Raw genomic sequence first — 20,964 nt, 5'->3', positions numbered from 1 at the left:
TTTGTCCGGGGGCTTTCAGGCATTGACCGGATGAGTGACGGCCACACGCTCAGATGTAGAGGCCGGTCGGTACAGGATGTAGTAGTAACACCCCAGGCAAATCAGCCAACAGAACACCGCAGTCCACACGTTGTGGGAAAAGAAATGCGCCCCTTGCATCATCCGACCCAGGGAAAACACCGTTCCCAGCGTGAAGGCGAGTACCAGGGCCCGGCGGGCCAGGCGCGGGCGGCGGTCGCGCAGCACGAAAAACAGCGCAAACAAGGTGAACCCGGTGGCGGCATGACCGCCGGGCCAGCATCGGCCGGGTTTGTCCGTGGCCGGGCGTGGGCTTAGCAGCTCACTGTAGGTTTCCTTGCCTCCGAACTCCTTCAAACTCCAGGGGCATTGCACCGCCGTCACCGCTTTCATCGGTGTGACGAAGGACGTCGCCAGGGCCAGGGACAGCACCAGGCAACCCAGTTCGCGTTTGAATGGCTTGAGCCGAGCGATGAAAAACGTACCGATGAACCCGAGGATCGCCACCATGGAGAATGCGATAACCACCTCTTTGGCTCGGTCGTGCAGGATGTCCTCCAGAAAATAACTGTGCCGACCGATAAATCCACCCGCCATCGGGTCGTAAAACAGTTTGGCCAGGTCCATGTCCAACGTGGTCAGTTCCAGCAACACCAGAATCGCTGCGACAACGGCTGGCAGGCCCAGGGCAATCCAGAAATTCAGGGGCCTGGAAGCGGGGCGGATGGCGGTGGAGACCATGGCAGTACCTTTGATGGGAGTTTTCGTAAGCAGCGCGTTGCGCAGTCTGGCCCGCGTGGCGTCGGGACGGTGTGAATGTTGGGTGAAAAACTCGTCAATGCCCACACAATGCTGCCGTGGGCTCACTCGATCTTTGTGGGAGCGGACTTACTCGCTAGCGCCACCTATACAACTCTAGCCGTGAGCCAGACTTGGCCGTAAGCTGCGCGGGCCAAGATGGCCGTTAACTGTGTACGCAGAGGTGCCCATGCGAATTCTACTGGTCGAAGACAACCGCGATATTCTCGCAAACCTGGCCGATTACCTGGGGCTCAAGGGTTATACCGTCGATTGTGCCCAGGACGGTCTGTCGGGCTTGCACCTGGCCGCTACCGAACACTACGACCTGATCGTGCTCGACATCATGCTGCCGGGCATCGACGGCTACACCTTGTGCAAGCGCCTGCGCGAAGACGCCCGGCGCGACACCCCGGTGATCATGCTCACCGCCCGGGATCAGTTGGACGATCGTTTGCAGGGCTTCAAGTCCGGGGCCGATGACTACCTGATCAAACCGTTTGCCCTGTCAGAGCTGGCCGCGCGAATCGAAGCCGTCATGCGTCGAGCCCAAGGCGGTGGCCGCCGTGCCTTGCAGGTTGGCGACCTGAGCTACGACCTTGACACCCTGGAAGTGACCCGCGAAGGCAAGCTGCTCAAGCTCAACCCCGTAGGCCTCAAGCTGCTGGCGGTACTGATGCAGAAAAGCCCCCACGTGCTGCGCCGCGAAATCCTCGAAGAAGCCTTGTGGGGCGATGACTGCCCGGACAGCGACAGCCTGCGCAGCCACGTCCATCAACTGCGCCAGGTGATCGACAAACCGTTCGACAAACCGCTGTTGCACACCGTACACGGCGTCGGCTATCGCTTGGCCGAGGGCCGCGATGGAGTTTAAGCAAAGCCTTGCCCAACGGATCATCATCGCCTTTGCGCTGATGAGCGCGTTGGTGGCTGGCGCTTTCGCCATGGGCATCGTGGCGACAGTCCATCTGGTCGAAGAGAAACTGATTTCTGCCGGGCTTGGCGGCGATCTGCAACGCTTGCTGTTGATGGACAGTGTCTCGGACTGGAACCATCGGCCGGAACCCGACCAACTGTTTTATTTCAGCGGCGGCCCAGGTGATTTCGAGCTGCCCAAGGACCTGCGCCATCTGGAGCGTGGTTTCCACGAGGTGTTTCGCGAACAGTTGTCGTATCACGCCATGGTCGAGATCGTGGACGGTCGGCACTACGTGTTGCTGCAAGACCAGAGCGACTTCGAAGAGCGCGAACGGGTGTTGTTCGCCGTGGTGCTGGTGGGCTTTGTGCTCAGCCTGGCACTAGCGGTATTTCTGGGCTGGGTCCTGGCACGCCGGGTGATGGCGCCGGTGGTTCGCCTGGCCCGGCAAGTGCGTCATCGCGATCAGCTCCTCGGCCTCGCTCCGCCGCTGGCCCCGGATTATGCCGCCGATGAAGTGGGTGAACTGGCCGTGGCGTTCGACGCAACCCTGGGGCGCTTGCGCCAGGCCCTGACTCGCGAACGATTGTTTACCAGCGATGTGAGCCACGAATTGCGCACACCGCTGATGGTCCTGGCGACCTCCTGTGAGTTGCTGCTGGAAAACCCGGCACTGGACCAGCGCGGTCGGACCCAGGTCGAGCGTATCAACAGGGCCAGTGAAGAGATGCGCGAACTGGTGCAGACCTTCCTGATGCTCGCCAGGGCCCAGCGCGAAGACGGCGGGTCGCCTCGGCTGACCCTGGGGCAGGTGGCCGAGAACCTCCTTGGAGTATGGCGCGGGCCCATCGAGTCCAAAGGCCTGACGCTGATTTTCGAGCCCGGGCAAACCGCCGATACCCTGTACAACGCCACGTTCCTGACTGCCGTGATGGGCAATTTGCTACGCAACGCCCTGCACTACACCGATCAGGGGTTCATTCGCCTTTCGCTGAGCGCTACCGGGTTTGTGGTCGAGGACAGCGGTGTGGGCATCCCGGAGGAGAAGCGCGAGGCGATGTTCGAGCCGTTCGTGCGTGGTAATGAAAAGCGCGGCGAGGGATTGGGATTGGGCTTGTCCCTGGTGCAGCGCATTTGCGAGAACCAGGGCTGGACAGTGAGCCTCAGTACGATGGAGCCCAACGGTTGCCACTTCGAGGTGCAATTGAATCCAAAGGGCTAAGCGTATGCCTTGAAAAGTCTTGTAAACATTGGGGCGCTTATGTGACTTTATTTTCACAAAGGCATGACATTCCGATTCATAAGGTGGGGTCGATCAGTCATGGAGACCCCCTTTATGTCCAAACCTATCAAGCTGGACTTTTCCGAAAAATACGACGAGCAGCACGCCCAGCAATATTTTCACAAGCATCGCAGTGGTTTGAGTCGCCGTCTTTCCAACCAGCGAGACCAGCAACTGGCCCGGCGCGCGTTGGCGCTGGTCGGTGACCCCGGCCTGGTGTTGGACCTACCCTGCGGTGCCGGACGCTTCTGGTCCCTGTTGGCCGAAAAACCGAACCGGGTCATCATCGGTGCGGACAACTCCGAGGCCATGCTCAAGACCGCATTGAAGTCTCAACCGGCCGATGTCGTAAAACGGGTACGACCCTTGCACACTTCTGCGTTCGACATCGCCTTGCCTGATAACGCCGTCGACAGCATTTTTTGCATGCGTTTGCTGCATCACATCGGCGAACCCGCGCATCGACTGGCGATTCTGAAGGAATTCGAGCGTGTCAGCCGTGACAGCGTGATCGTTTCATTGTGGGTCGATGGCAATTTCAAGGCCTGGAAACGCAAGCGTCTGGAGCGTACTCGTGGGCAGAAAGACTACCAGAATCGATTTGTGTTACCGACTGATACAGTAGAAGAGGAGTTTCGGCAGGCTGGGTTTCGCATTCAGGAACGACTGGATTTCCTACCGCTCTATGCCATGTGGCGAGTTTATGTATTACGCAAGAGGTAACAGCATGGTTGTGCAGGCAGTAGAGACAACTGGCATTTCCCGCAACAGCTTCGAACACTTCTGGAACCAGCAAGGTGAGTGGGTAGAAGAACCCAATGTACGACGTGGTGGTGAAAGCGGCGTGCAGCGGATCAACAGCAAGGACGGCGAGCTGCTTTATGCCAAGCGTCAGACCGGACACATTTATCGCAGTTGGCTGCATCCGTTCGGTCGACCGACCGTGTTGCGCGAGCAAGACGCACTGCTGGCCTTGACTCGGCTGGATGTCCGCGTTCCCCAGCTCATTTTTTGTGGTGCCCAGCGTGACCCCGTCCACAAGTGGCGTGCGCTGTTGGTGACCCATGCCTTGGAAGGCTTTGAGGAAATCGAGCACTGGTATGCCGAAGGCGGACGTGAGCGCCATGGCGAAGCGGTGCATGATCGAATCCTCCAGGCATTGGCCGAGAATCTGGCGCGCATGCACAAAGGCCGTTGGCAACACGGCTGCCTCTACATCAAGCATGTCTTTGTGCGTGTGACGGGGGAGGGCGAAGCGGCCAAGGTCGAAGTGGCCCTGCTGGACCTGGAGAAGTGTCGCCAGCGCCTGACTACCCGGCGTGCGGCCGCCCATGACATGAAACAGCTGCGGCGCCATTCGTCGTTCAGCGATGCCGATTGGAAAAAACTCGTCTACTTTTATGAGGCGGCGTTTGGCAGCGCTATCAAAGGTTTATAGCGATGAAACTAGAAATTGCTAGAGGTTTGTTTTTAGTCGGAGCCCTGGCAGTTGCATCGATGGCGGTGGCTGTGTGGGAACAGCCACGCTCGCAGATCCTCAGTGCTTCGAATGCTGATGCGCATTGCCCTTTGCCGCGCGTGGCAAAGGCCAGCGAGGCGATCCGACCGGACAATGATCTGCTGCTGTTCATGTTCAGCCTTTCCCAGGGGATGAGGCCGCAAAGTTGAGAGACATGAAGCCAAAATAAAGGCCTCGCTTGTGCGAGGCCTTTATTTTTGGACTTGTACAAGTGTTCAGTCGAACACAACTGCCTCAGGTTTTGTCCGGCTTGGCCAGCAGCGTGTAGACGCAGGGCAACACGAACAGCGTGAACAGGGTGCCAATCGACATCCCGGTAGCGATCACCGTACCGATGTCGAAACGGCTCACAGCCCCGGCGCCCGTGGCGAGGATCAGCGGCACCATGCCGAACACCATTGCCGCAGTGGTCATCAGCACCGGTCGCAGACGAATCGACGCGGCTTGTTCCACGGCTTCGCGCGGCGTCAGGTTCTGCTCCCTGCGCAACTGGTTGGCGAATTCGACAATCAGGATCCCGTGCTTGCTGATCAGGCCAATCAGCGTCACCAGGCCCACCTGGGTGTAGATGTTCATGCTCGACCAGCCGAGGAACAGCGGAATCAAGGCGCCGCAAATCGACAGCGGCACCGTCACCAGGATCACCAGCGGGTCCCGGAAGCTTTCGAACTGCGCGGCCAGCACCAGGAAGATGATTGCCAGGGCCAGGGCAAAGGTCACCCACAACGCGCTGCCCTCCTGTACGAATTGGCGCGAAGCCCCGGCGTAATCGAAGGCGAACCCTACCGGGGCCTCCTCCCGGGCTATCTGGCGGACGGTCTCGATGGCCTCGCCCATGCTCACGATGGGGAAGCCTGAAATCGTCACCGCATTGAGTTGCTGGAACTGGTTCAGTTGTCGCGGTCGCGCCCGGTCGCTGACCTTGATCAGGGTCGACAGCGGTAGCGATTCACCCTTGGCATTTTTCACGTAGTAGTTGTTCAACCAATCCGGGTTGTCCCGGAAAGGACGCTCGACCTGGGCAATGACCTTGTAGCTGCGCCCCTCGAGGGTGAAGCGGTTGATCTCGGCTTCACCCAACAGTGTCGCCAGGGTGCCACCCAGGTCCTGCATCGAAACGCCCATCTGGGCAGCCTTGGCGCGATCGATATCCACCACGACTTCTGGCTTGTCGAACGCAAGGTCAATGTCCATGAAGGCGAACTTGCCGGATTCCAATGCACGCTTTTTGACCCGGTCGGCAATCTCCAGCAGCGTCGCGTAGTCCTTCGGCGAGTTGATGACGAACGCGAACGGCAAGCCTTCGCCGGTGCCTGGCAGCGAAGGCAGGTTGAAACCGAAGATCTGCAAGCCAGGCACGCTTTCCAGCTTGGCCTGGACCTCTGGCAGGATTTCCATCTGGGTGCGGCTGCGTTCGTTCCAGGGTTTGAGCAGGAAACCGCCGATACCCGACTGCACGCCGTTGTAGCCATTGATCTGGAACGAGGAGTAGTACTCCGGGAACTCCTTGAAGATGGTAATGAAGTGATCGGTGTATGTGTTCAGGTAGTCGAGGTTGGTTGGCTGCGGGGCGTTGGCCATCATGAAAATGATGCCCTGGTCCTCGTCGGGGGCCAGTTCGGACTTGGTGAACATGATCAGCACCGGAATCAGCAGCAGGACGATCACCGCGAACACCAGCACCACCGGCCGGGTGTTGAGAGTGCCGTGAAGCATGCGCTGGTAACGGCTCTTCAAGCGTTCGAAGACCGTGTCCAGCCGATGAGCCAGGCCCGAGGGGTTCTCGTCGTGGCGCAGGAGCATGGCGCACATCATCGGCGACAGGGTCAGGGCGACGATCCCGGAGATCACCACCGCCCCGGCCAGGGTCAATGCGAACTCCTTGAACAAAGCGCCCGTCAGGCCCTGGAGCAGGCCGATCGGTGCATACACCGCCGCCAGGGTGATGGTCATCGAGACCACCGGCATGGCAATTTCCCGGGCACCTTCTATCGCGGCGTCGAACGGGGTCTTGCCTTCCTCGATGTGCCGGTGAATGTTCTCCACCACCACGATGGCGTCGTCCACCACCAGGCCGATGGCGAGCACCATGGCCAGCAGTGTCAGGAGGTTCATCGAGTAGCCCATCAACTGCATGAAGAACATCACGCCGATCATCGACAGCGGGATGGTCACCACCGGGATGACCACCGAACGCAGGGCCCCGAGGAACAGGAACACCACGACGATGACGATCAGCACCGCCTCGAACAGGGTTTTCACCACTTCGTCGATGGAGGCCTGGATGAACAGGGTGGCGTCGTAGGCGATCTCGGCCTTGAGGTTGGTCGGGAGCTGGGCCTCCATGTCCGGCATGATCTTGCGCACTTCCTTGATCACATCCAGTGGGTTCGCGCCGGGCGTGGCCTTGATCCCGATGTACACCGAAGGCGTGCCACCAAAGGAACTGATGGTGTCGTAGTTCTCGGCGCCCATTTCCACGCGGGCCACGTCTCGCAGCAACACGCGGCTGTCGCCGTCGGTCTTGAGCGGGATCGCGGCGAAGGCCTCGGCGGACTTGAGTTCGGTATTGGCGTTGATGCTGGTGACCACATACTCGCCTTTCACTTCACCGGCAGCGGAGAGGAAGTTGTGCTGGCGCACGGCATTGGTCACGTCGGCGGCGGTCAGGCCGAAGCCGGCGAGCTTGACCGGGTCCAGCCACAGGCGCATGGCGAAGACCTGGTTGCCGAGGATCTCCGCCTCGGCCATGCCCGGCAGCGTCGCCAGTTTGGGCTGGACCACCCGTGACAGGTAGTCGGTGATCTGCGGGTTGTTCAGTTCCTTGCTGAAGAAGCTGATGTACATCAGCGCCGAGGCATCGGCGGCCTCGCGGCTGAGAACGGGGTCCTCGGCGTCCTGGGGCAACTGGTTCTTGACCTCGTTGGCCTTGGCCAGCAGTTCGGTAAAGAGCCGGTCGCTGTTGGAGCCGATACGGGCGTAGACCGAAATCACCGAGAAGTTCTGGCGACTGACCGAGGTCATGTAGTCGATGCCCTCGGCGCTGGCCAGGCTCTGCTGCATCGGCTGGGTAATGTAGCCCTGGATGGTTTCGGCGTTGGCCCCGGGGTAGGCGGTGGTCACCGTGATCAGGGCGTTCTCCATTTGCGGATACTGGCGCAAGGGCAACTTGCTCCAGGCCTGGAAGCCCAGCAGCACGATCAACAGGCTGACCACGGTGGCGAGCACCGGACGGCGGATGAATGGATCGGTAAAAGCCATGAGGGTTCCTTGATCAGTCCGCGCGCGGCGGGCTGTTCTGTTCGGTCAGGGTCTTGTCGTCGCTGATGGCGATGGGCGTACCGTTGTCGAGTTTGATCTGGCCGGCGATCACGACTTGTTCGCCACTCTGCACGCCTTTGGAAACCAGCACTTGGCCGTCACGTCGCTCGCCGGTTTCGACGAAGCGCCGTTCGGCGATCAGGACCGGCTGGCCCTTGTCGTCTTTCTCGATATTGCCGTCGGCGGCTTTCTTCTGGCTCACCACGTACATGGAGTTGCCGTAGAGGGTGTAGGTCACGGCGCTTTCCGGCACGACGATTCCGGCGGCCACCTCCGGCAGGATCACCTGCAGGTTGGCGAACATGCCGGGCAGCAGCTTGCCGTCGGGGTTGGCCAGGGTGGCGCGCACCAATACGTTGCGGGTGCTGTCCTCGACCTTGGGGTTGATCGCGCTGATGGTGCCGACGAAGTTCTGCCCGGGATAGGCCGAGACGCTGACGTTGACCGGTTGGGCAACGGCGAGCCTGGGCACGGTTTGCTCAGGGACGTAGAAGTCCACATAAAGGCTGCTGAGGTCTTGCAGGGTGGCGATCACCGTGCCGCTGGCCAGGTAGTCGCCGACGTCCACCTGGCGAATGCCGATGGTGCCGCTGAACGGCGCCAGGATGTGTTTCTTGGCCAGTGACGCCTTGAGTTGATTGACCGTGGCCTGGTTTTTTTTCAGTTGCGCCGAGAGCCGGTCGAACTCGCCCTTGGAGATCGCCTGGCTGCCCACCAGTTGTCGGCCGCGACCGAAATCCAGTTGCGACAGGCCAAGGTCGGCCTCGGCGGTTTCCAGCAGGGCGCTTTCGACGTCGCTGTCCAGTTGCAGGAGTGGCTGGCCGGCCTTGACCTTCTGCCCGGACTGGAATTGCACCTTCTGCACGGTCCCGGCAGTTTCCAGGCTCAGGTCCACGCCTTGCAGCGCCTTGAGGCTGCCAACGGTGGGCAGGCGAGCCTCCCAGGGTTGCTGGGCGGCCGTGGCTACGGCAACGCTGACCGGTGGTTTGGGGGCAGAAAACATCTGGATCTGCTGGTAGACGGAGAAGGCCTTGTAGCCGGCGAGCAACAGCACCACCAGCAGGACAACACCCAACATGATCAGCATGCGGCGTCGCAGCATGTTCCACTTCCTTGGAAAAGAGCTGAGGGAAAATACAGATAGGCGGGCACATTACTCCGAGTGTGCGGGGTATTCCAGATGCTGGCGGGCTGGCAATGCGTGGGATTTTTCCGAAAAATCAGGGAGCTCGGCGCCGATAGGCTTCGCTCCCATGCTCAGGCCAGATGCAAATGGTTGTCCCAGAGCCCTGCCGGTAGATCCAGTGGTTTTGCAACCAGTGGTGTCTGCCGGCAATCGTAATAGCGGCAGCGTCCTTGGCCCGACGTCACGACGAAACCATCGGCCACCGCGCCTACGCCGGCGCAGTCCGGCAGCGGTGCGTCCAGGCGTACGTCGCCACTGTCCAGGTCCCAGATGAAGAAGCGGTTGCCACGAGGGGCGGTCAGGGCCACCAGGCGCAAGTCGCTGTGCACGGCGACGCTGGCGGTGTAGTGCCCCATGGCCTGCAATTGCTCTTCAGGCACCGGGAACGCCTGGAACGGTTGGCCCGGCCGCTTGATCGCCACCAGTTCCGACGACTCGTGGGCAGCGCCCATGAACTGCTGGCCGGAGACGATGGTGCCGTCGCTGGCTATGCCCAGGTGGCGCACGCTGTTCATCGACTGGGCGAGGGTTTCCTTGCTCAGCAGGGTGCCATCGCGTTGCATCAGCACCAGGCTCGGCTCCATGGCGTCGAGGTTCATTTCGACCCGGCTTTCGGCCTCGGTGCGAATGCCGCCGTTGGCGATCACCAGCGTTTCTCCATCGGGCATCCATGACACCTGGTGAGGACCGATGCCATGGGTGGAAATCTCGCCGCTGTGTACCAGCCGCTCGCCTTCGAAACGGTATACGCCCAACAGCCCGCGTCCCGGGTCGGTGGTGTCGTTCTCGGTGGCATACAGCCACTCGCCGCTTTTGTGGATCACCGCGTGGCCATAGAAATGCCGGTTCGGCAACGAGGTGATGGTTTGCAGCAGCGACCCGTCGCGCAGGTCGATCAGATAGCTTTCGGTGCCTGGACGACGGGCGACGAACAGCGCAATCGGCAGTGTTGGATGGTTGATGATGTCATGGCAACGCTGGCCGACCTGGGTGGCGAACACCCGCGTGCCGTCCAGTCGATAGCCGACGGCGTAGTGCTTGCCGTCGCCATCGTCCCGTGCCGAAAGCAGTAGCGGACTCTTGTCCTTTTGCTTGAACAGCGTCCAGCCGCCCAGGGTAACGGCGCCGAGCAGCAAGCTGCCCAGTGCCAGGACCTGACGTCGAAACATGATCAGTCACCGTCGTTGGCGTTGAAGCCCAGTTGAATGCCCAGCGCCTTGGCCAGTTCGCCTTCGTGCAGGCGATGGACGACGTTGAGGCTGTCATACAAATCGTTGAGTTGCTGGCGCCCGGCATCGTCGTTGAGCATTTCGGTCAACGAGCGCTGGCTGCTGGCGAACAATTTCAACGAGGCATCGTAGGCGGCATCGATCTTGTCGGCCAGTGGCTTCTGGTCGCTTGGCAGCAGGCCGCGCAGGCCCTTGTTGTCCACGCCGGCCCAGACGGTCCTGGCCGCGCTCAGGCTGGCCTCCAGGCCTTGCAACGACGACTGGCTGCGCCAGGCATCGGCCTGGAACGGTTGGGGTACGCCTTTGCTCTGGCGGCCCATCGGCGTGCCGAGCTTCTTCTTCAGCGTGTCCAGGGCGGTGACCTGCACACGCAGCAGGTCGGCGATGGCCTCGTGAGAATCGGCGTAGCGCTGGTTGGGGAACTTGCTCATCTGGGCGAGCATGCCGTCGTTGGTGTTCCAGCGCGACAGGATCTCTTCGGCCAGTTGTTTCTGGCGTTCGCCGATGGCGGTGAGCAGTGGGCAGTACTTGGCTTTTTGCGCACTGTCGGCCATGTCGATCTTGGCGTCGAACAGCAGGTATTCATAGGCCGAGAGGCCCTGGACCACGACGCTGGACTTGGCCAGGCCGGCGGCGTCGATCTGTGGCTCGCTGTTGACCAGTTGCTCGACCTGGCGGCCCACCAGGTTTTTCTTGTCCGGCCAGAACTGCACCTGCCAGGCGCGGTTGCCCTCGGCCAGCGGACCGATCAGCAGTGGTTGCAGCTCGGCCCAGGCTTTTTGCGCCTTGAGGAAGTCGGCGCGGGCAGTTTCCAGGTTTTCCTTGCCTTGGCAGAACGCCAGGGCGCTGCTCGCCAGTTGCCGGTCGGCATCGACCCAGCGGCTGTAGGTCGGCAGGATCACTTGCTTGGCGATGGCGGCCGAGGTGACGGCTTGCGGATCCTGGGGCGAGCAGGCGCCAAGGGCGATGGCGGCGAGGCTGGTGAACAACAGCTTGGGACGGAACATGTCGTGCTCCCACTTCTGGAAAAGGCGTTTAAAGGGAATTCAGAAAGGCCAGCAACGCGGCGCGCTGCTCGGCATTGAACGATAAAACCTGGCGCTGCGCCGCTTGTGCTTCGCCGCCATGCCATAGCACGGCTTCGAGCAAGTCACGGGCGCGACCGTCATGCAGGAACTGGGTGTGGCCGTTGACGGTTTCGGTCAGGCCGATGCCCCATAGCGGCGGGGTTCGCCAGTCACGGCCGCTGGCCTTGAATTCGCTGCGGTTGTCGGCCAGGCCTTCGCCCATGTCGTGCAGCAGCAGGTCGGTGTAGGGGCGGATGACCTGGCTTGCCAGCTCCGGTTCGGCAGCGTTGGCGGAGGTGGTGTATTTCGGTGTGTGGCAGGACTGGCAACCGGCCTGGAAAAACAGATTCTTGCCCGCCAGCACCTGGGGCGAGTTCACCTCGCGGCGTGCCGGTACGGCGAGGTTGCGGCTATAGAACAGCACCAGTCGCAGGATGTTGTCGCTGACTTCCGGTTCGCCGTCCGGGCCGTTGCCGCTGGGCGCCCGCTTGCAGTCGACTTGGCTCTCGGTGCAATCGTCGAACGGTCGCAGGCTGGTGGTCAGGCCCATGTCGCCGGAGAACGCGTGGACGTTCTGTTGGTTGAGATTGGGCTGTCCGGCCTTCCAGCCGAACCGTCCCAGGACGGTTTTTTGCTGGGCATCGTCCCAGACCTGGTTGGGACGTCCGGCGATGCCGTTTTTCTCCCGGGCCTGGGCCTCGGCGTTGGCCAGGATGGCTTCGTCGGGAATGGCCTCGAGCAACCCCAGGCCGATCATCGGCGGGGCGACGCGGGCGGAAAAACGTGTGTCCGGGTGCATTGGCCCATAGGCCAGTTGGGTGATCTGCAGGTTCGGCTTGCGCAGTTCCACGACGGTGCCGTCCTTGAAGCGCACCGGGACCGGCGTGTAATCGACCCGCACCTTGCCTTCGGGGGCGACGCCGGGCACGGACATGTCCTGCAACTGCCCACCGTAGACCGGTTCCGGCACCACGCCCAATTGTTCGATGAGCTTGGCGTAAGGCGGCGCATCGGGAATCGACAGGCGTACCAGCATCGATACCGCGCTGGTCGCGTCCGGCGCTGGCGGGTGGCCGCGACCGTCCTTGATATGGCAGTTCTGGCAGGCGTTGGTGTTGAACAAGGGCCCGAGGCCGTCCCGGGCGGTGGTGGTCGAGGGGGCGATCACCCAGGGGCTGCGGAAGAAACTGTTGCCGACGCTGAAGTCCACGCGTCGTGAGGGCGGCAGGTTGGCCGAGGGCAGGGAGAAGGCGTTCTGATCGCTCTTGCGTACCGTCGCGGCGCCACCGGAGCGGGCTTCACCCGGTTCGGCCTGGGTAAAACGCGGGGCATCATCGCAGGCACTCAGGCCCAGGGCCATGAACAGTGCACATAAACGAAGAGGCAACGACGGCATCGGGCGACCTGGGAAATGAGTGAAAACGAGGGCGCAAAGTCTAACAGGGCGGGGCTGTTTGAATAAGAGGAATTATCGTTTGGTTGGTTGGAGAGCCGCTTCGATGTGAGAGAGGAAAGTACTGCTCACTCAAGGATCCGTTGTGATGAGCAAAGTTATACCGCTATGTTGGGAGCAAGGCTTGCCGCGATGAAGGCGATGCGGTCTATCAGAAATTGAGGCGCCTGTTTCGCGAGCAAGCTTTGCTCCCACAGTGGGACTGGCTTTCATCTGCGGAGTTATGGTTGGACAACCGCTCCCGGTACCAACGGCAACTCCAGTGTCGCAATGAAACCGCCTTGGGAATGATTGTCCAGCACCAGCGCGCCGCCATGACGTTCGGCGGCACGGCGGGCGATCGCCAGGCCCAGGCCATGGCCGGCGGCGGTCTGGCCGGGGGCGCGGAAGAACGGTTCGCCCAATTGCCCCAGGTGCGCGGCCTCCACGCCAGGGCCGTGGTCGCGCACGCTGATCAGGATCCGTTCGCCCTGGCGCAGCGCGCGCATCTCGATGGGTTGCCCGGCGGGATTGAAGCGCTGGGCGTTGCGCAGCAGGTTGTCCACCGCCCGCTCAATCATGGTCGGCCAGCCCTTGAGGGTCAGGTCTGCCTCGGTTTCGAGGTGCACGGTTTGTTCCGGTGAAGCCAGTTGCGCATCTTTTTGCAGGGTAACCAGCAAGCCGTTGAGTTCCACCTCTTCGGCGCTGGCGTTGTCGGCATCGACCCGGGCCAACACCAGGATTTCGCTGATCAGCGCTTCCAGGCGATCGCATTCGCGGGTCAGACGCGGCCAGAGTTTCTCGCGCTCCTCGGGGCTGGCCCGTTCAGCCAATGCCAGGGCAATGCGCAGCCGGGCCAGGGGGGAGCGCAGTTCGTGGGACACGTCTCGCAGCAGTTGCCGTTGGCTCCCGATCAAGCTTTGCAGGCGTGCGCCCATGCGGTTGAAGTCGGTGGCCAGTACGCCGAACTCGTCCCGCCGATTGGCCAGTTTGGCGAGGCTGTTCTGCTGATAGGCGGCTTGGCCCAGGTCATGCACCGCGCCGCGCAGACGGCTCAGCGGGCGAGTGATGGAGAGCGTCACCAGCAGACTGAACAGGGTCAGTACCACCAGCGCGATCCCCAGTGCACTGAGGGGCCAGAGCAGGCTGTCGCGGTGCCAGGCGTCCAGTTCGGGATGGGGAATGCGGTAGATGAACAGGTAAGTGTCGCCGGTTTTGGCGCTGGTGAATTCGTCGGTCAGTCGCCGCCAGGGCAGGCGTCGGTCGTTGTCATTCTGTCGAGCTTCGAAGGCCGCGGCGCGATGGGGGAAGGTGCCGCGTACCACCGGGTCGCCGCTTTCGTTGAACACCTGGACATCGATGTGATACTGGCGCTTGCGCTGTTGCAGGATGTCCTGCGCCGCGTCCTCGCCCTGGCTTTCGTAGGTTTGTGTCCACTCTTCGGGCAGGGTATTGAGGCCCGGGTGGCGGCTGAGGATCCAGGCGTCCTGGTTCAACATGTGGCCCATCAGGATCGAAAGTCCTGCAACCAGGGCGATGGCCAGCCAGAAACTGGCCAGGATGCGCCAGAACAATGAACGCACGGTCAATCCTCGAAAACAAAGAAAGCCCAACGGCGATCTGCCGTTGGGCTGGGGAGCTTCAGTGCATTATTGCGCTTTTTGCGGCTGTTGCGCTTTCCAGGCCTTGAACTCGGCCCACTCGGCGCGACGCTCGGCTTGCTTCTTCTGGATCGCGTCGAACTCTTTTTGCTGTTCAGGCTTGAGCAAGCTGCGGATCTGGGCGTCGACTTTCTGGTGCCGCGCTTCCATTTCATCTTGCATGGCTTTCTGGTCGGCTGGTGACAGTTTGGCCAGGTATTTCTCTACCAACTCGCGGCGTTCGTGGCGCTGTTCGCCCATGATCTGGCGGATCTGCTGGCGTTGTTCACGGCTCAGGTTCAGTTCGCTGAACGGACCTTTGTCGTGCATCATGCCGCCGTGACGCGGGCCATCCATCGGACCCATCGGGCCGGCGTCTCCAGGCATGGCCATGGCGACGGTGGGCAGGGCGGCAGCGAACATCAGAGCGATAAGGGTCTTGCGCATGGGGTATCTCCTTGTCTCATTCCCGGTCAGTTCCGGATGTGTGCAGATTACGGAGATCAAGGTCAGCGGCGGTCAGGGGTGGGTAAAGCTTGGGTAAAGACGATTTGGTGTGGAGCTGACAAATCTGCAGGGGGACACAACACCCTGTGGCGAGGGAGCTTGCTCCCGCTGGGCTGCGCAGCGGCCCCAAGCTTTTGCGGTTGCTGCGCAACCGAGCGGGAGCAAGCTCCCTCGCCACAAAAGCCTCTAGGGGCTGTAACAGTGCTCACAGCCTCTAGGGCTGTAATAGCAGCCACAATCTCTAGAGGCTGTAGTAATAGCCACGGCTACGCAGGGCCACGATGCGCGGGCGGCCGTCGGGGTGGGGGCCGATTTTCTTGCGCAGGTTGCTCACGTGCATGTCGAGGCTGCGGTCGTACAGGGTCAGCTTGCGGCCCAGGGCGATCTGCGCCAGTTCCTGCTTGTCCAGGGGTTCGCCCGGCTGCTTGAGCAACGCTTCGAGCAGGCGGCTTTCGGACACGGTGAGGGTCTGTTCCTGTTCATCGATGCTGACCACACCACGCACCGGGCTGAAGGTCAGGTCACCCAGTTCGATCTGGCTGGACACCGCCGCCGGGTGGCTGCGGCGCAACACGGCGCGCAGGCGGGCGGTCAGTTCTCGTGGGTCGCAGGGTTTGGCCAGGTAATCGTCGGCCCCCAGTTCGAGGCCAAGGATGCGGTCCAGCGGTTCGCCACGGGCCGAGAGCATCAGCACCGGCAGCTCCGGGTGATCGTTGCGCAGTTGCTTGAGCAGTTCCAGGCCGCTGCCGTCGGGCAGCATCACATCCAATACCACCGCCGCCGGGGCGGTTTCGGCCAGGGCCTTGCGGGCACTCTGGCCGTCGTGGCAGGCGCGAACCTGAAAACCTTCCTGGCTCAACCAACTTACGAGGAGCTCGCACAGCTCCTGGTCATCGTCTATCAGTAACAGCTCGCTCATGACTCACTCAATTTAGCCATTGCCGACGTTGTCTACGTCCACCGCTGGCAAAGATACCGCAGAGCAGGGCCAATAGCGCTACCCCGGCGCCAATGACAAACCATTGCTGTTGATCGGTCAACAGGCGAGGCAGGGGGCTTGCCTGGGCTTCCTTGAGTTGCAGCTTCAGGCGCTGGTTCTCCTGGCGCAGCCGGGCCAGCAATGCGCTCTCGCGTTCGCTGTCGGCGCTTTGCAATTGTTTGCTCAGTTCTTCGCGCTGGCGTTCGCTGTCTTTCAAGCGTTGCTGCAGTTCGGCGATCTGGCCGCCGGCGCTCAGGGACAAGGGGGTCGAATGATTGGCATCGGTGCTCTCCTCGCCATGGGCGGGTGCCCCGACCGCCAATGTGACCAATAACAGGCACAACGGACCTTTGCGCATTGCAACTCCTGAATTCCAATCGAGATTGGACAGGTTGTCGGCAGGCAAACGAGAAAAATGAGCAATTGAGCGCAATGAGCCGCGAAGGCTCATCGCGTCAGGGGGTTACGGCATGGACTGCTTGAATGGCTTGACCACGACATTGGCGTAGACGCCGGCTGCAACGAACGGGTCGGCCTCGGCCCAGGCTTGTGCCGCAGCCAGGGAGTCGAACTCGACTACCATCAGGCTGCCACTGAAACCTGCGGCGCCCGGGTCATTGCTGTCCACCGCCGGGTGCGGGCCGGCCAGCACGACGCGGCCTTCGGCCTGGAGTTTTTGCAGGCGCTCCAAGTGCGCGGGACGAGCGGCCTGGCGTTTTTCCAGGGAGTTGGCGACGTCGGTAGCAATGATTGCATAGAGCATGTCAGTCCTCGGTTTTTGGCGTGGTGGGGTCTGCATCGTGCAGGTGACGGGACAGGTAGATACCCTGGCCAATCAGGAACAACAGCGTCATGCCCAGGCTACCGAAGACCTTGAAGTCGACCCAGTAGTCCTGGAACGTGAACGCCACGAACAGGTTGGCAGCGCCGCAGAACAGGAAAAAAGCGATCCAGGCGATGTTCAGCCGGGTCCAGATCAGGTCCGGCAGGCTCACGGCATGGCCCATGATGCGCTTGATCAGCAGGCGGTCACCGACGAAGTGGCTGCCGATAAAGGCCAGGGCGAACAGCCAGTTGACCACCGGAGCTTTCCATTTGAGGAAGGTTTCGCTGTGGAAGGCCAGGGTCAGACTGCCGAATACAAGGCAGGCGATCAGCGTCAGCCACTGGCTCTTCTCCAGTTTGCGCTGGGATACGAACAATGCACCGTAGACCACCAGGGAACTGATGATCAGCACCGCGGTGGCGCTGTAAATACCGCCTACAGTCAAGGAATGACCGGCGAAGTCGACGGTCCGGGGATCAAGTTTGTAGACGATGAAAAACAGCAGGAGCGGGATGAAGTCGATGAATTGTTTCACAGTGGCAGCCAGAAGCAGGATGTGGCGGCATAATAACAAACATCCTTGGCCGCGATAGGGCCAGCTGATTTGAGGTAACAAACTCTCGTGAATGTTGATTTGCACTGCCATAGCACGGCCTCCGATGGCGCCCTGGCGCCTGCGGTTCTGGTGGCGCGGGCGTTCGAGCACGGCGTGCGAGTCCTGGCCCTGACCGATCACGACACCCTCGAAGGCCTCGACGAGGCCCGCAGCGCCGCCACGGCGCTGGGCATGCAGCTGGTCAATGGGGTCGAGCTGTCCTGCACCTGGGGTGGGGCGACCATCCATGTGCTGGGCTACGGTTTCGATGTGAATGCGCCAGCGTTGGTCCAGGCCATCGCACAACTGCGCGACGGGCGCTGGCTGCGTTCCGAGGAGATCAGCCGCAAGCTGGCCCTCAAGGGCATGCCCGGTGCGCTGGACGGCGCCCGACAGATCCAGCAGGAACTGGGCGATAGCGGCAACGCACCGGCCCGGCCACACTTTGCCGACTGGATGGTGCGCGAAGGCTTCGTCAAGGATCGCGCCGAAGCGTTCCGCAAATGGTTGGGCGCCGGCAAGCTGGGGGACGTCAAGCAGCACTGGCCGACCCTGGAAGAAACCGTCGAGACCCTGCGGGCCGCTGGCGCCTGGGTCAGCCTGGCACATCCTTGGCACTATGATTTCACCCGCAGCAAGCGCCGTCGCCTGGTCGCCGACTATATTCAAGCAGGGGGCCATGCCATCGAGGTGGTCAACGGCCATCAGCCTGCCGAGCAGGTCGGCAGCCTGGCGATCCTGGCCCGTGAGTTCGGTCTGCTGGTCACCGCCGGCAGTGATTTCCATGGCCCTGGGGGCTGGTCCGAGATTGGCGAATACCGCCCGTTGCCGGAAGATCTGCCACCACTATGGTGTAGATTCAAACATGATCCCGTTACCGCCGCCGTCTGAACAGGTAGAACACGTGAGTCAATTTTTCCAGATTCATCCGGAAAACCCGCAAGCGCGCCTGATCAAACAGGCTGTGGAAATCATCCGTGGCGGAGGTGTGGTGATCTATCCCACCGATTCCGCCTACGCCATTGGTTGCCAGATCGGTGACAAGAATGCCGTGGAGCGAGTAAGACGCCTGCGTCAACTGGACGACAAGCACAACTTTGCGTTGATCTGCAGCGACCTGTCGCAGTTGGGCCTGTTCGCCAAGATCGACACCGGCACCTTCCGCCTGCTCAAGGCCCATTTGCCAGGGCCGTATACCTTCATTCTCAACGCCACCCGGGAAGTCCCGCGGCTGTTGCTGCACCCGAAAAAGCGCACCATCGGCCTGCGGGTGCCTAGCCATCCCATCGCCCTGGCGCTGCTGGCGGAGCTGGGCGAGCCGCTGATGAGCGTGACGTTGATCATGCCTGGCGAGACCGAGCCGTTGACCGATCCCTATGAGATGCGCCAGATACTCGAGCACCAGGTGGACCTGATCATCGACGGTGGTTTCGGCGGCATGTCGGCGTCCACGGTGATCAACCTGGCCGATGGCGAGCCCCAGGTGGTGCGCGTTGGTTGTGGCGATCCGACGCCGTTCATGGTCGAGGCCTGAATGTCCGCCGTGGAAACCGTCGTGGACAGTGCAGACAGCCAGGCCGGCGCGCAGCAGGAACTGCCGTTCGCCATGGTCTACGGCCAGGCGGTCATGGAAATGCCCCTGGACCTGTACATTCCGCCGGATGCGCTGGAAGTGTTCCTCGAAGCCTTCGAGGGCCCGCTCGACCTGCTGCTGTACCTGATCCGCAAACAGAACATCAATATCCTCGACATCCCCGTGGCGGAAATCACCCGCCAGTACATGGGCTACGTCGAGTTGATGCAGTCGGTGCGCCTGGAACTGGCGGCGGAGTACCTGGTGATGGCGGCCATGCTGGCCGAGATCAAGTCGCGGATGCTGCTGCCACGTTCGGCCGAGGTCGAAGCGGAAGAAGACGACCCGCGCGCCGAGCTGATCCGTCGCTTGCAGGAGTACGAGCGCTTCAAGGTCGCCGCCGAAGGCCTTGATGGTTTGAACCGGGTCGGGCGCGATGTGGTGGTGCCCAAGCTCGATGCCCCCGAGGCGCGGGCGCGCAAGTTGCTACCGGATGTGAGCCTGGAAGAGTTGCTGATGTCCATGGCCGAGGTCCTGCGCCGGGGCGATATGTTTGAAAGTCATCAGGTCAGCCGTGAAGCGCTGTCCACCCGCGAGCGCATGAGCGATGTGCTGGAGCGGCTCAAGGGCGGCGGCTTCGTGCCGTTCGTCGAGTTGTTCACCGCCGAGGAAGGGCGCTTGGGGGTGGTGGTGACGTTTATGGCGGTCCTGGAATTGGTCAAGGAATCCTTGGTCGAGCTGGTGCAGAATGAGCCGTTCGCAGCGATCCACGTGCGGGCACGAGCCGAATAACGAGCAAATCAATGAATCTGACTGAACCCCGCGAGCTGGCCCCCTTGCTTGAAGCTTTCCTGTTGGCCTCGGGAAAGCCGCAATCGATGGAAAAGCTGTTCGAACTCTTCGAAGAAGGCGAGCGGCCTGATCCGGCCGTGTTCAAGAAAGCCCTGACACTCTTGGGTAAATCCTGCGAGGGGCGGGCTTTCGAGCTCAAGGAAGTGGCGTCCGGTTATCGCCTGCAGATCCGCGAGAAGTTCGCGCCCTGGGTCGGGCGCCTGTGGGAAGAGCGGCCGCAGCGTTATTCTCGCGCCATGCTCGAAACCATGGCATTGATTGCCTATCGCCAGCCGATCACTCGGGGCGAGATCGAAGATGTGCGGGGCGTGGCGGTCAACAGTCATATCGTCAAGACGCTGCTGGAGCGCGAGTGGATCCGCGTCGTCGGCTATCGTGATGTACCGGGCAAACCGGCGATGTTCGCCACCACCAAGGCTTTTCTCGACCACTTCAACCTGAAGAACCTGGACGACTTGCCGCCGCTGGCCGAACTGCGGGAGCTGGAGCCCGAACCGATGCTGGAGTTCGACGACGTCCCGGTACCCCAGGGCCTACAGGAGCTGGCCGACGCCAGTGCGGAGCCGGAGGAGCCCAAGGAAGAGACCAGTTTCCACTCATTGTTGCTGGAGCTGGACACCATGGAGGAGGGGCTCAAGACCGATTTCGACGACTTGCTGCGTGAAGGTCCTGGCCTCGAGGGCGAGTCGGATGAGTTGGCGGAGCCCGATAGCCCGGCGGGGCCTGCACCAGAGCCAGAAGCGGAATCGGAACCGGAACCGGAACCGGAACCGGAAGAAGACATCCTCGGCGTCGCCGAAGCTCGGGAAAAACTGCTGGCCGCTGTCGCCGCCCTCCAGCCGCCGGAACCCGAACTGAGCGACGAAGAGGCCGAAGCTCGCGCCCTGGCTGAAGCGATCGAAAACGAACGGCGCCAGTTCGACGACTGATTCAACTGGTTTGGAAACGCTGGCTGATCCACCTCCGTTCCCTGTGGGAGCTGAGCTTGCTCGCGATGACGGAGTAACATTCAGCATCAATGCAGGCTGACCCGCCGCCATCGCGAGCAAGCTCGGCTCCACAGGGGGCTTCATTAAGTCCCCACCAAACGGGAAGCCACCGGTCGGCGGAAAAACGCTGAGCGCGCGTCGATCAACTAGTCTTTGATGCGCAATCGCCGCAACGAGCGTATGATTCGCGACCCTTTGGCGATCCCTTCGTCGAAGACCCGTTTTCAAAGTGTCA

The 20,964-nt window shown here is 61.7% G+C and carries 21 protein-coding genes; 9 read left to right on the top strand and 12 right to left on the bottom strand.

The features are described from left to right. Window positions 1–15: 15 nt before the first annotated feature. Window positions 16–759 (bottom strand): phosphatase PAP2 family protein, encoded by a 744-nt coding sequence (locus PSH86_RS23630; protein WP_163857051.1) that lies wholly within the window; start codon window positions 757–759, stop codon window positions 16–18. 247 nt (window positions 760–1,006) lie between these two features. On the opposite strand from PSH86_RS23630, the gene colR reads away from it, so the two are divergent. The 5 genes from colR to PSH86_RS23605 all read left to right on the top strand — a co-directional run bounded on the left by colR (window position 1,007) and on the right by PSH86_RS23605 (window position 4,682). Continuing rightward, window positions 1,007–1,690, top strand: coding sequence for a two-component system response regulator ColR (gene colR, locus PSH86_RS23625; RefSeq protein WP_025215158.1), 684 nt, complete (start codon window positions 1,007–1,009; stop codon window positions 1,688–1,690). Continuing rightward, complete coding sequence (locus PSH86_RS23620) at window positions 1,680–2,954, top strand: HAMP domain-containing sensor histidine kinase (protein ID WP_163857054.1); 1,275 nt, start codon at window positions 1,680–1,682, stop codon at window positions 2,952–2,954. Before colR ends, PSH86_RS23620 begins: the two co-directional genes overlap by 11 nt. A gap of 114 nt (window positions 2,955–3,068) precedes the next feature. Beyond that, a complete protein-coding gene (locus PSH86_RS23615) occupies window positions 3,069–3,737 on the top strand; it encodes a class I SAM-dependent methyltransferase (RefSeq protein WP_163857057.1) in 669 nt (222 codons plus the stop codon). Between the two features lie 4 nt (window positions 3,738–3,741). Beyond that, window positions 3,742–4,452: a lipopolysaccharide kinase InaA family protein gene (locus PSH86_RS23610; protein ID WP_163857060.1), complete on the top strand. Its 711-nt coding sequence runs from the start codon at window positions 3,742–3,744 to the stop codon at window positions 4,450–4,452. 2 nt (window positions 4,453–4,454) lie between these two features. Next, window positions 4,455–4,682 carry a hypothetical protein gene (locus PSH86_RS23605; protein WP_109753868.1) on the top strand — a complete coding sequence of 76 codons (228 nt, stop codon included), beginning with the start codon at window positions 4,455–4,457 and terminating at the stop codon, window positions 4,680–4,682. An 85-nt stretch (window positions 4,683–4,767) separates the two neighbouring features. On the opposite strand, the gene PSH86_RS23600 is transcribed toward PSH86_RS23605, so the two are convergent. From PSH86_RS23600 to PSH86_RS23550, 11 genes are all read right to left on the bottom strand, one after another. After that, window positions 4,768–7,794 (bottom strand): multidrug efflux RND transporter permease subunit, encoded by a 3,027-nt coding sequence (locus tag PSH86_RS23600; RefSeq protein WP_163857063.1) that lies wholly within the window; start codon window positions 7,792–7,794, stop codon window positions 4,768–4,770. A 13-nt stretch (window positions 7,795–7,807) separates the two neighbouring features. Continuing rightward, window positions 7,808–8,956, bottom strand: a complete 1,149-nt coding sequence (locus tag PSH86_RS23595) for an efflux RND transporter periplasmic adaptor subunit (protein WP_163857065.1) — start codon at window positions 8,954–8,956, stop codon at window positions 7,808–7,810. Between the two features lie 155 nt (window positions 8,957–9,111). Further along, on the bottom strand, window positions 9,112–10,209 hold the full coding sequence (locus PSH86_RS23590) for a DUF1513 domain-containing protein (RefSeq protein WP_176689227.1): 1,098 nt from the start codon (window positions 10,207–10,209) through the stop codon (window positions 9,112–9,114). A 2-nt stretch (window positions 10,210–10,211) separates the two neighbouring features. Continuing rightward, window positions 10,212–11,276: an imelysin family protein gene (locus tag PSH86_RS23585; RefSeq protein ID WP_116833304.1), complete on the bottom strand. Its 1,065-nt coding sequence runs from the start codon at window positions 11,274–11,276 to the stop codon at window positions 10,212–10,214. A 28-nt stretch (window positions 11,277–11,304) separates the two neighbouring features. Continuing rightward, complete coding sequence (locus PSH86_RS23580) at window positions 11,305–12,732, bottom strand: di-heme oxidoredictase family protein (RefSeq protein ID WP_109753873.1); 1,428 nt, start codon at window positions 12,730–12,732, stop codon at window positions 11,305–11,307. A 278-nt stretch (window positions 12,733–13,010) separates the two neighbouring features. Beyond that, complete coding sequence (locus PSH86_RS23575) at window positions 13,011–14,351, bottom strand: HAMP domain-containing sensor histidine kinase (protein ID WP_305485275.1); 1,341 nt, start codon at window positions 14,349–14,351, stop codon at window positions 13,011–13,013. 66 nt (window positions 14,352–14,417) lie between these two features. Continuing rightward, complete coding sequence (locus PSH86_RS23570) at window positions 14,418–14,855, bottom strand: Spy/CpxP family protein refolding chaperone (protein ID WP_109753875.1); 438 nt, start codon at window positions 14,853–14,855, stop codon at window positions 14,418–14,420. Window positions 14,856–15,156: 301 nt separating this feature from the next. Continuing rightward, complete coding sequence (locus tag PSH86_RS23565) at window positions 15,157–15,834, bottom strand: response regulator transcription factor (protein WP_003178772.1); 678 nt, start codon at window positions 15,832–15,834, stop codon at window positions 15,157–15,159. Between the two features lie 7 nt (window positions 15,835–15,841). Further along, window positions 15,842–16,252 carry a translation initiation factor 2 gene (locus tag PSH86_RS23560; protein ID WP_109753877.1) on the bottom strand — a complete coding sequence of 137 codons (411 nt, stop codon included), beginning with the start codon at window positions 16,250–16,252 and terminating at the stop codon, window positions 15,842–15,844. A 105-nt stretch (window positions 16,253–16,357) separates the two neighbouring features. Next, a complete protein-coding gene (locus PSH86_RS23555) occupies window positions 16,358–16,657 on the bottom strand; it encodes a YciI family protein (RefSeq protein ID WP_109753878.1) in 300 nt (99 codons plus the stop codon). Window position 16,658: 1 nt separating this feature from the next. Then, entirely contained in the window at window positions 16,659–17,255 is a 597-nt protein-coding gene (locus PSH86_RS23550; protein ID WP_305485268.1) for a septation protein A, read from the bottom strand. 87 nt (window positions 17,256–17,342) lie between these two features. Between PSH86_RS23550 and PSH86_RS23545 the strand changes: the two genes are divergently transcribed. The 4 genes from PSH86_RS23545 to scpB all read left to right on the top strand — a co-directional run bounded on the left by PSH86_RS23545 (window position 17,343) and on the right by scpB (window position 20,669). Beyond that, entirely contained in the window at window positions 17,343–18,206 is an 864-nt protein-coding gene (locus tag PSH86_RS23545; RefSeq protein ID WP_003204872.1) for a PHP domain-containing protein, read from the top strand. Between the two features lie 13 nt (window positions 18,207–18,219). Further along, on the top strand, window positions 18,220–18,849 hold the full coding sequence (locus tag PSH86_RS23540) for an L-threonylcarbamoyladenylate synthase (protein WP_109753881.1): 630 nt from the start codon (window positions 18,220–18,222) through the stop codon (window positions 18,847–18,849). Between the two features lie 132 nt (window positions 18,850–18,981). Further along, complete coding sequence (locus PSH86_RS23535) at window positions 18,982–19,680, top strand: ScpA family protein (protein ID WP_165826070.1); 699 nt, start codon at window positions 18,982–18,984, stop codon at window positions 19,678–19,680. Between the two features lie 11 nt (window positions 19,681–19,691). Then, window positions 19,692–20,669, top strand: coding sequence for an SMC-Scp complex subunit ScpB (gene scpB, locus PSH86_RS23530; RefSeq protein WP_305485261.1), 978 nt, complete (start codon window positions 19,692–19,694; stop codon window positions 20,667–20,669). Window positions 20,670–20,964: the final 295 nt, after the last annotated feature.

This window comes from Pseudomonas sp. FP2300 (assembly GCF_030687595.1).
GTDB lineage: Bacteria > Pseudomonadota > Gammaproteobacteria > Pseudomonadales > Pseudomonadaceae > Aquipseudomonas > Aquipseudomonas bijieensis.
This window is presented reverse-complemented; position numbering and strand designations above follow the sequence as displayed.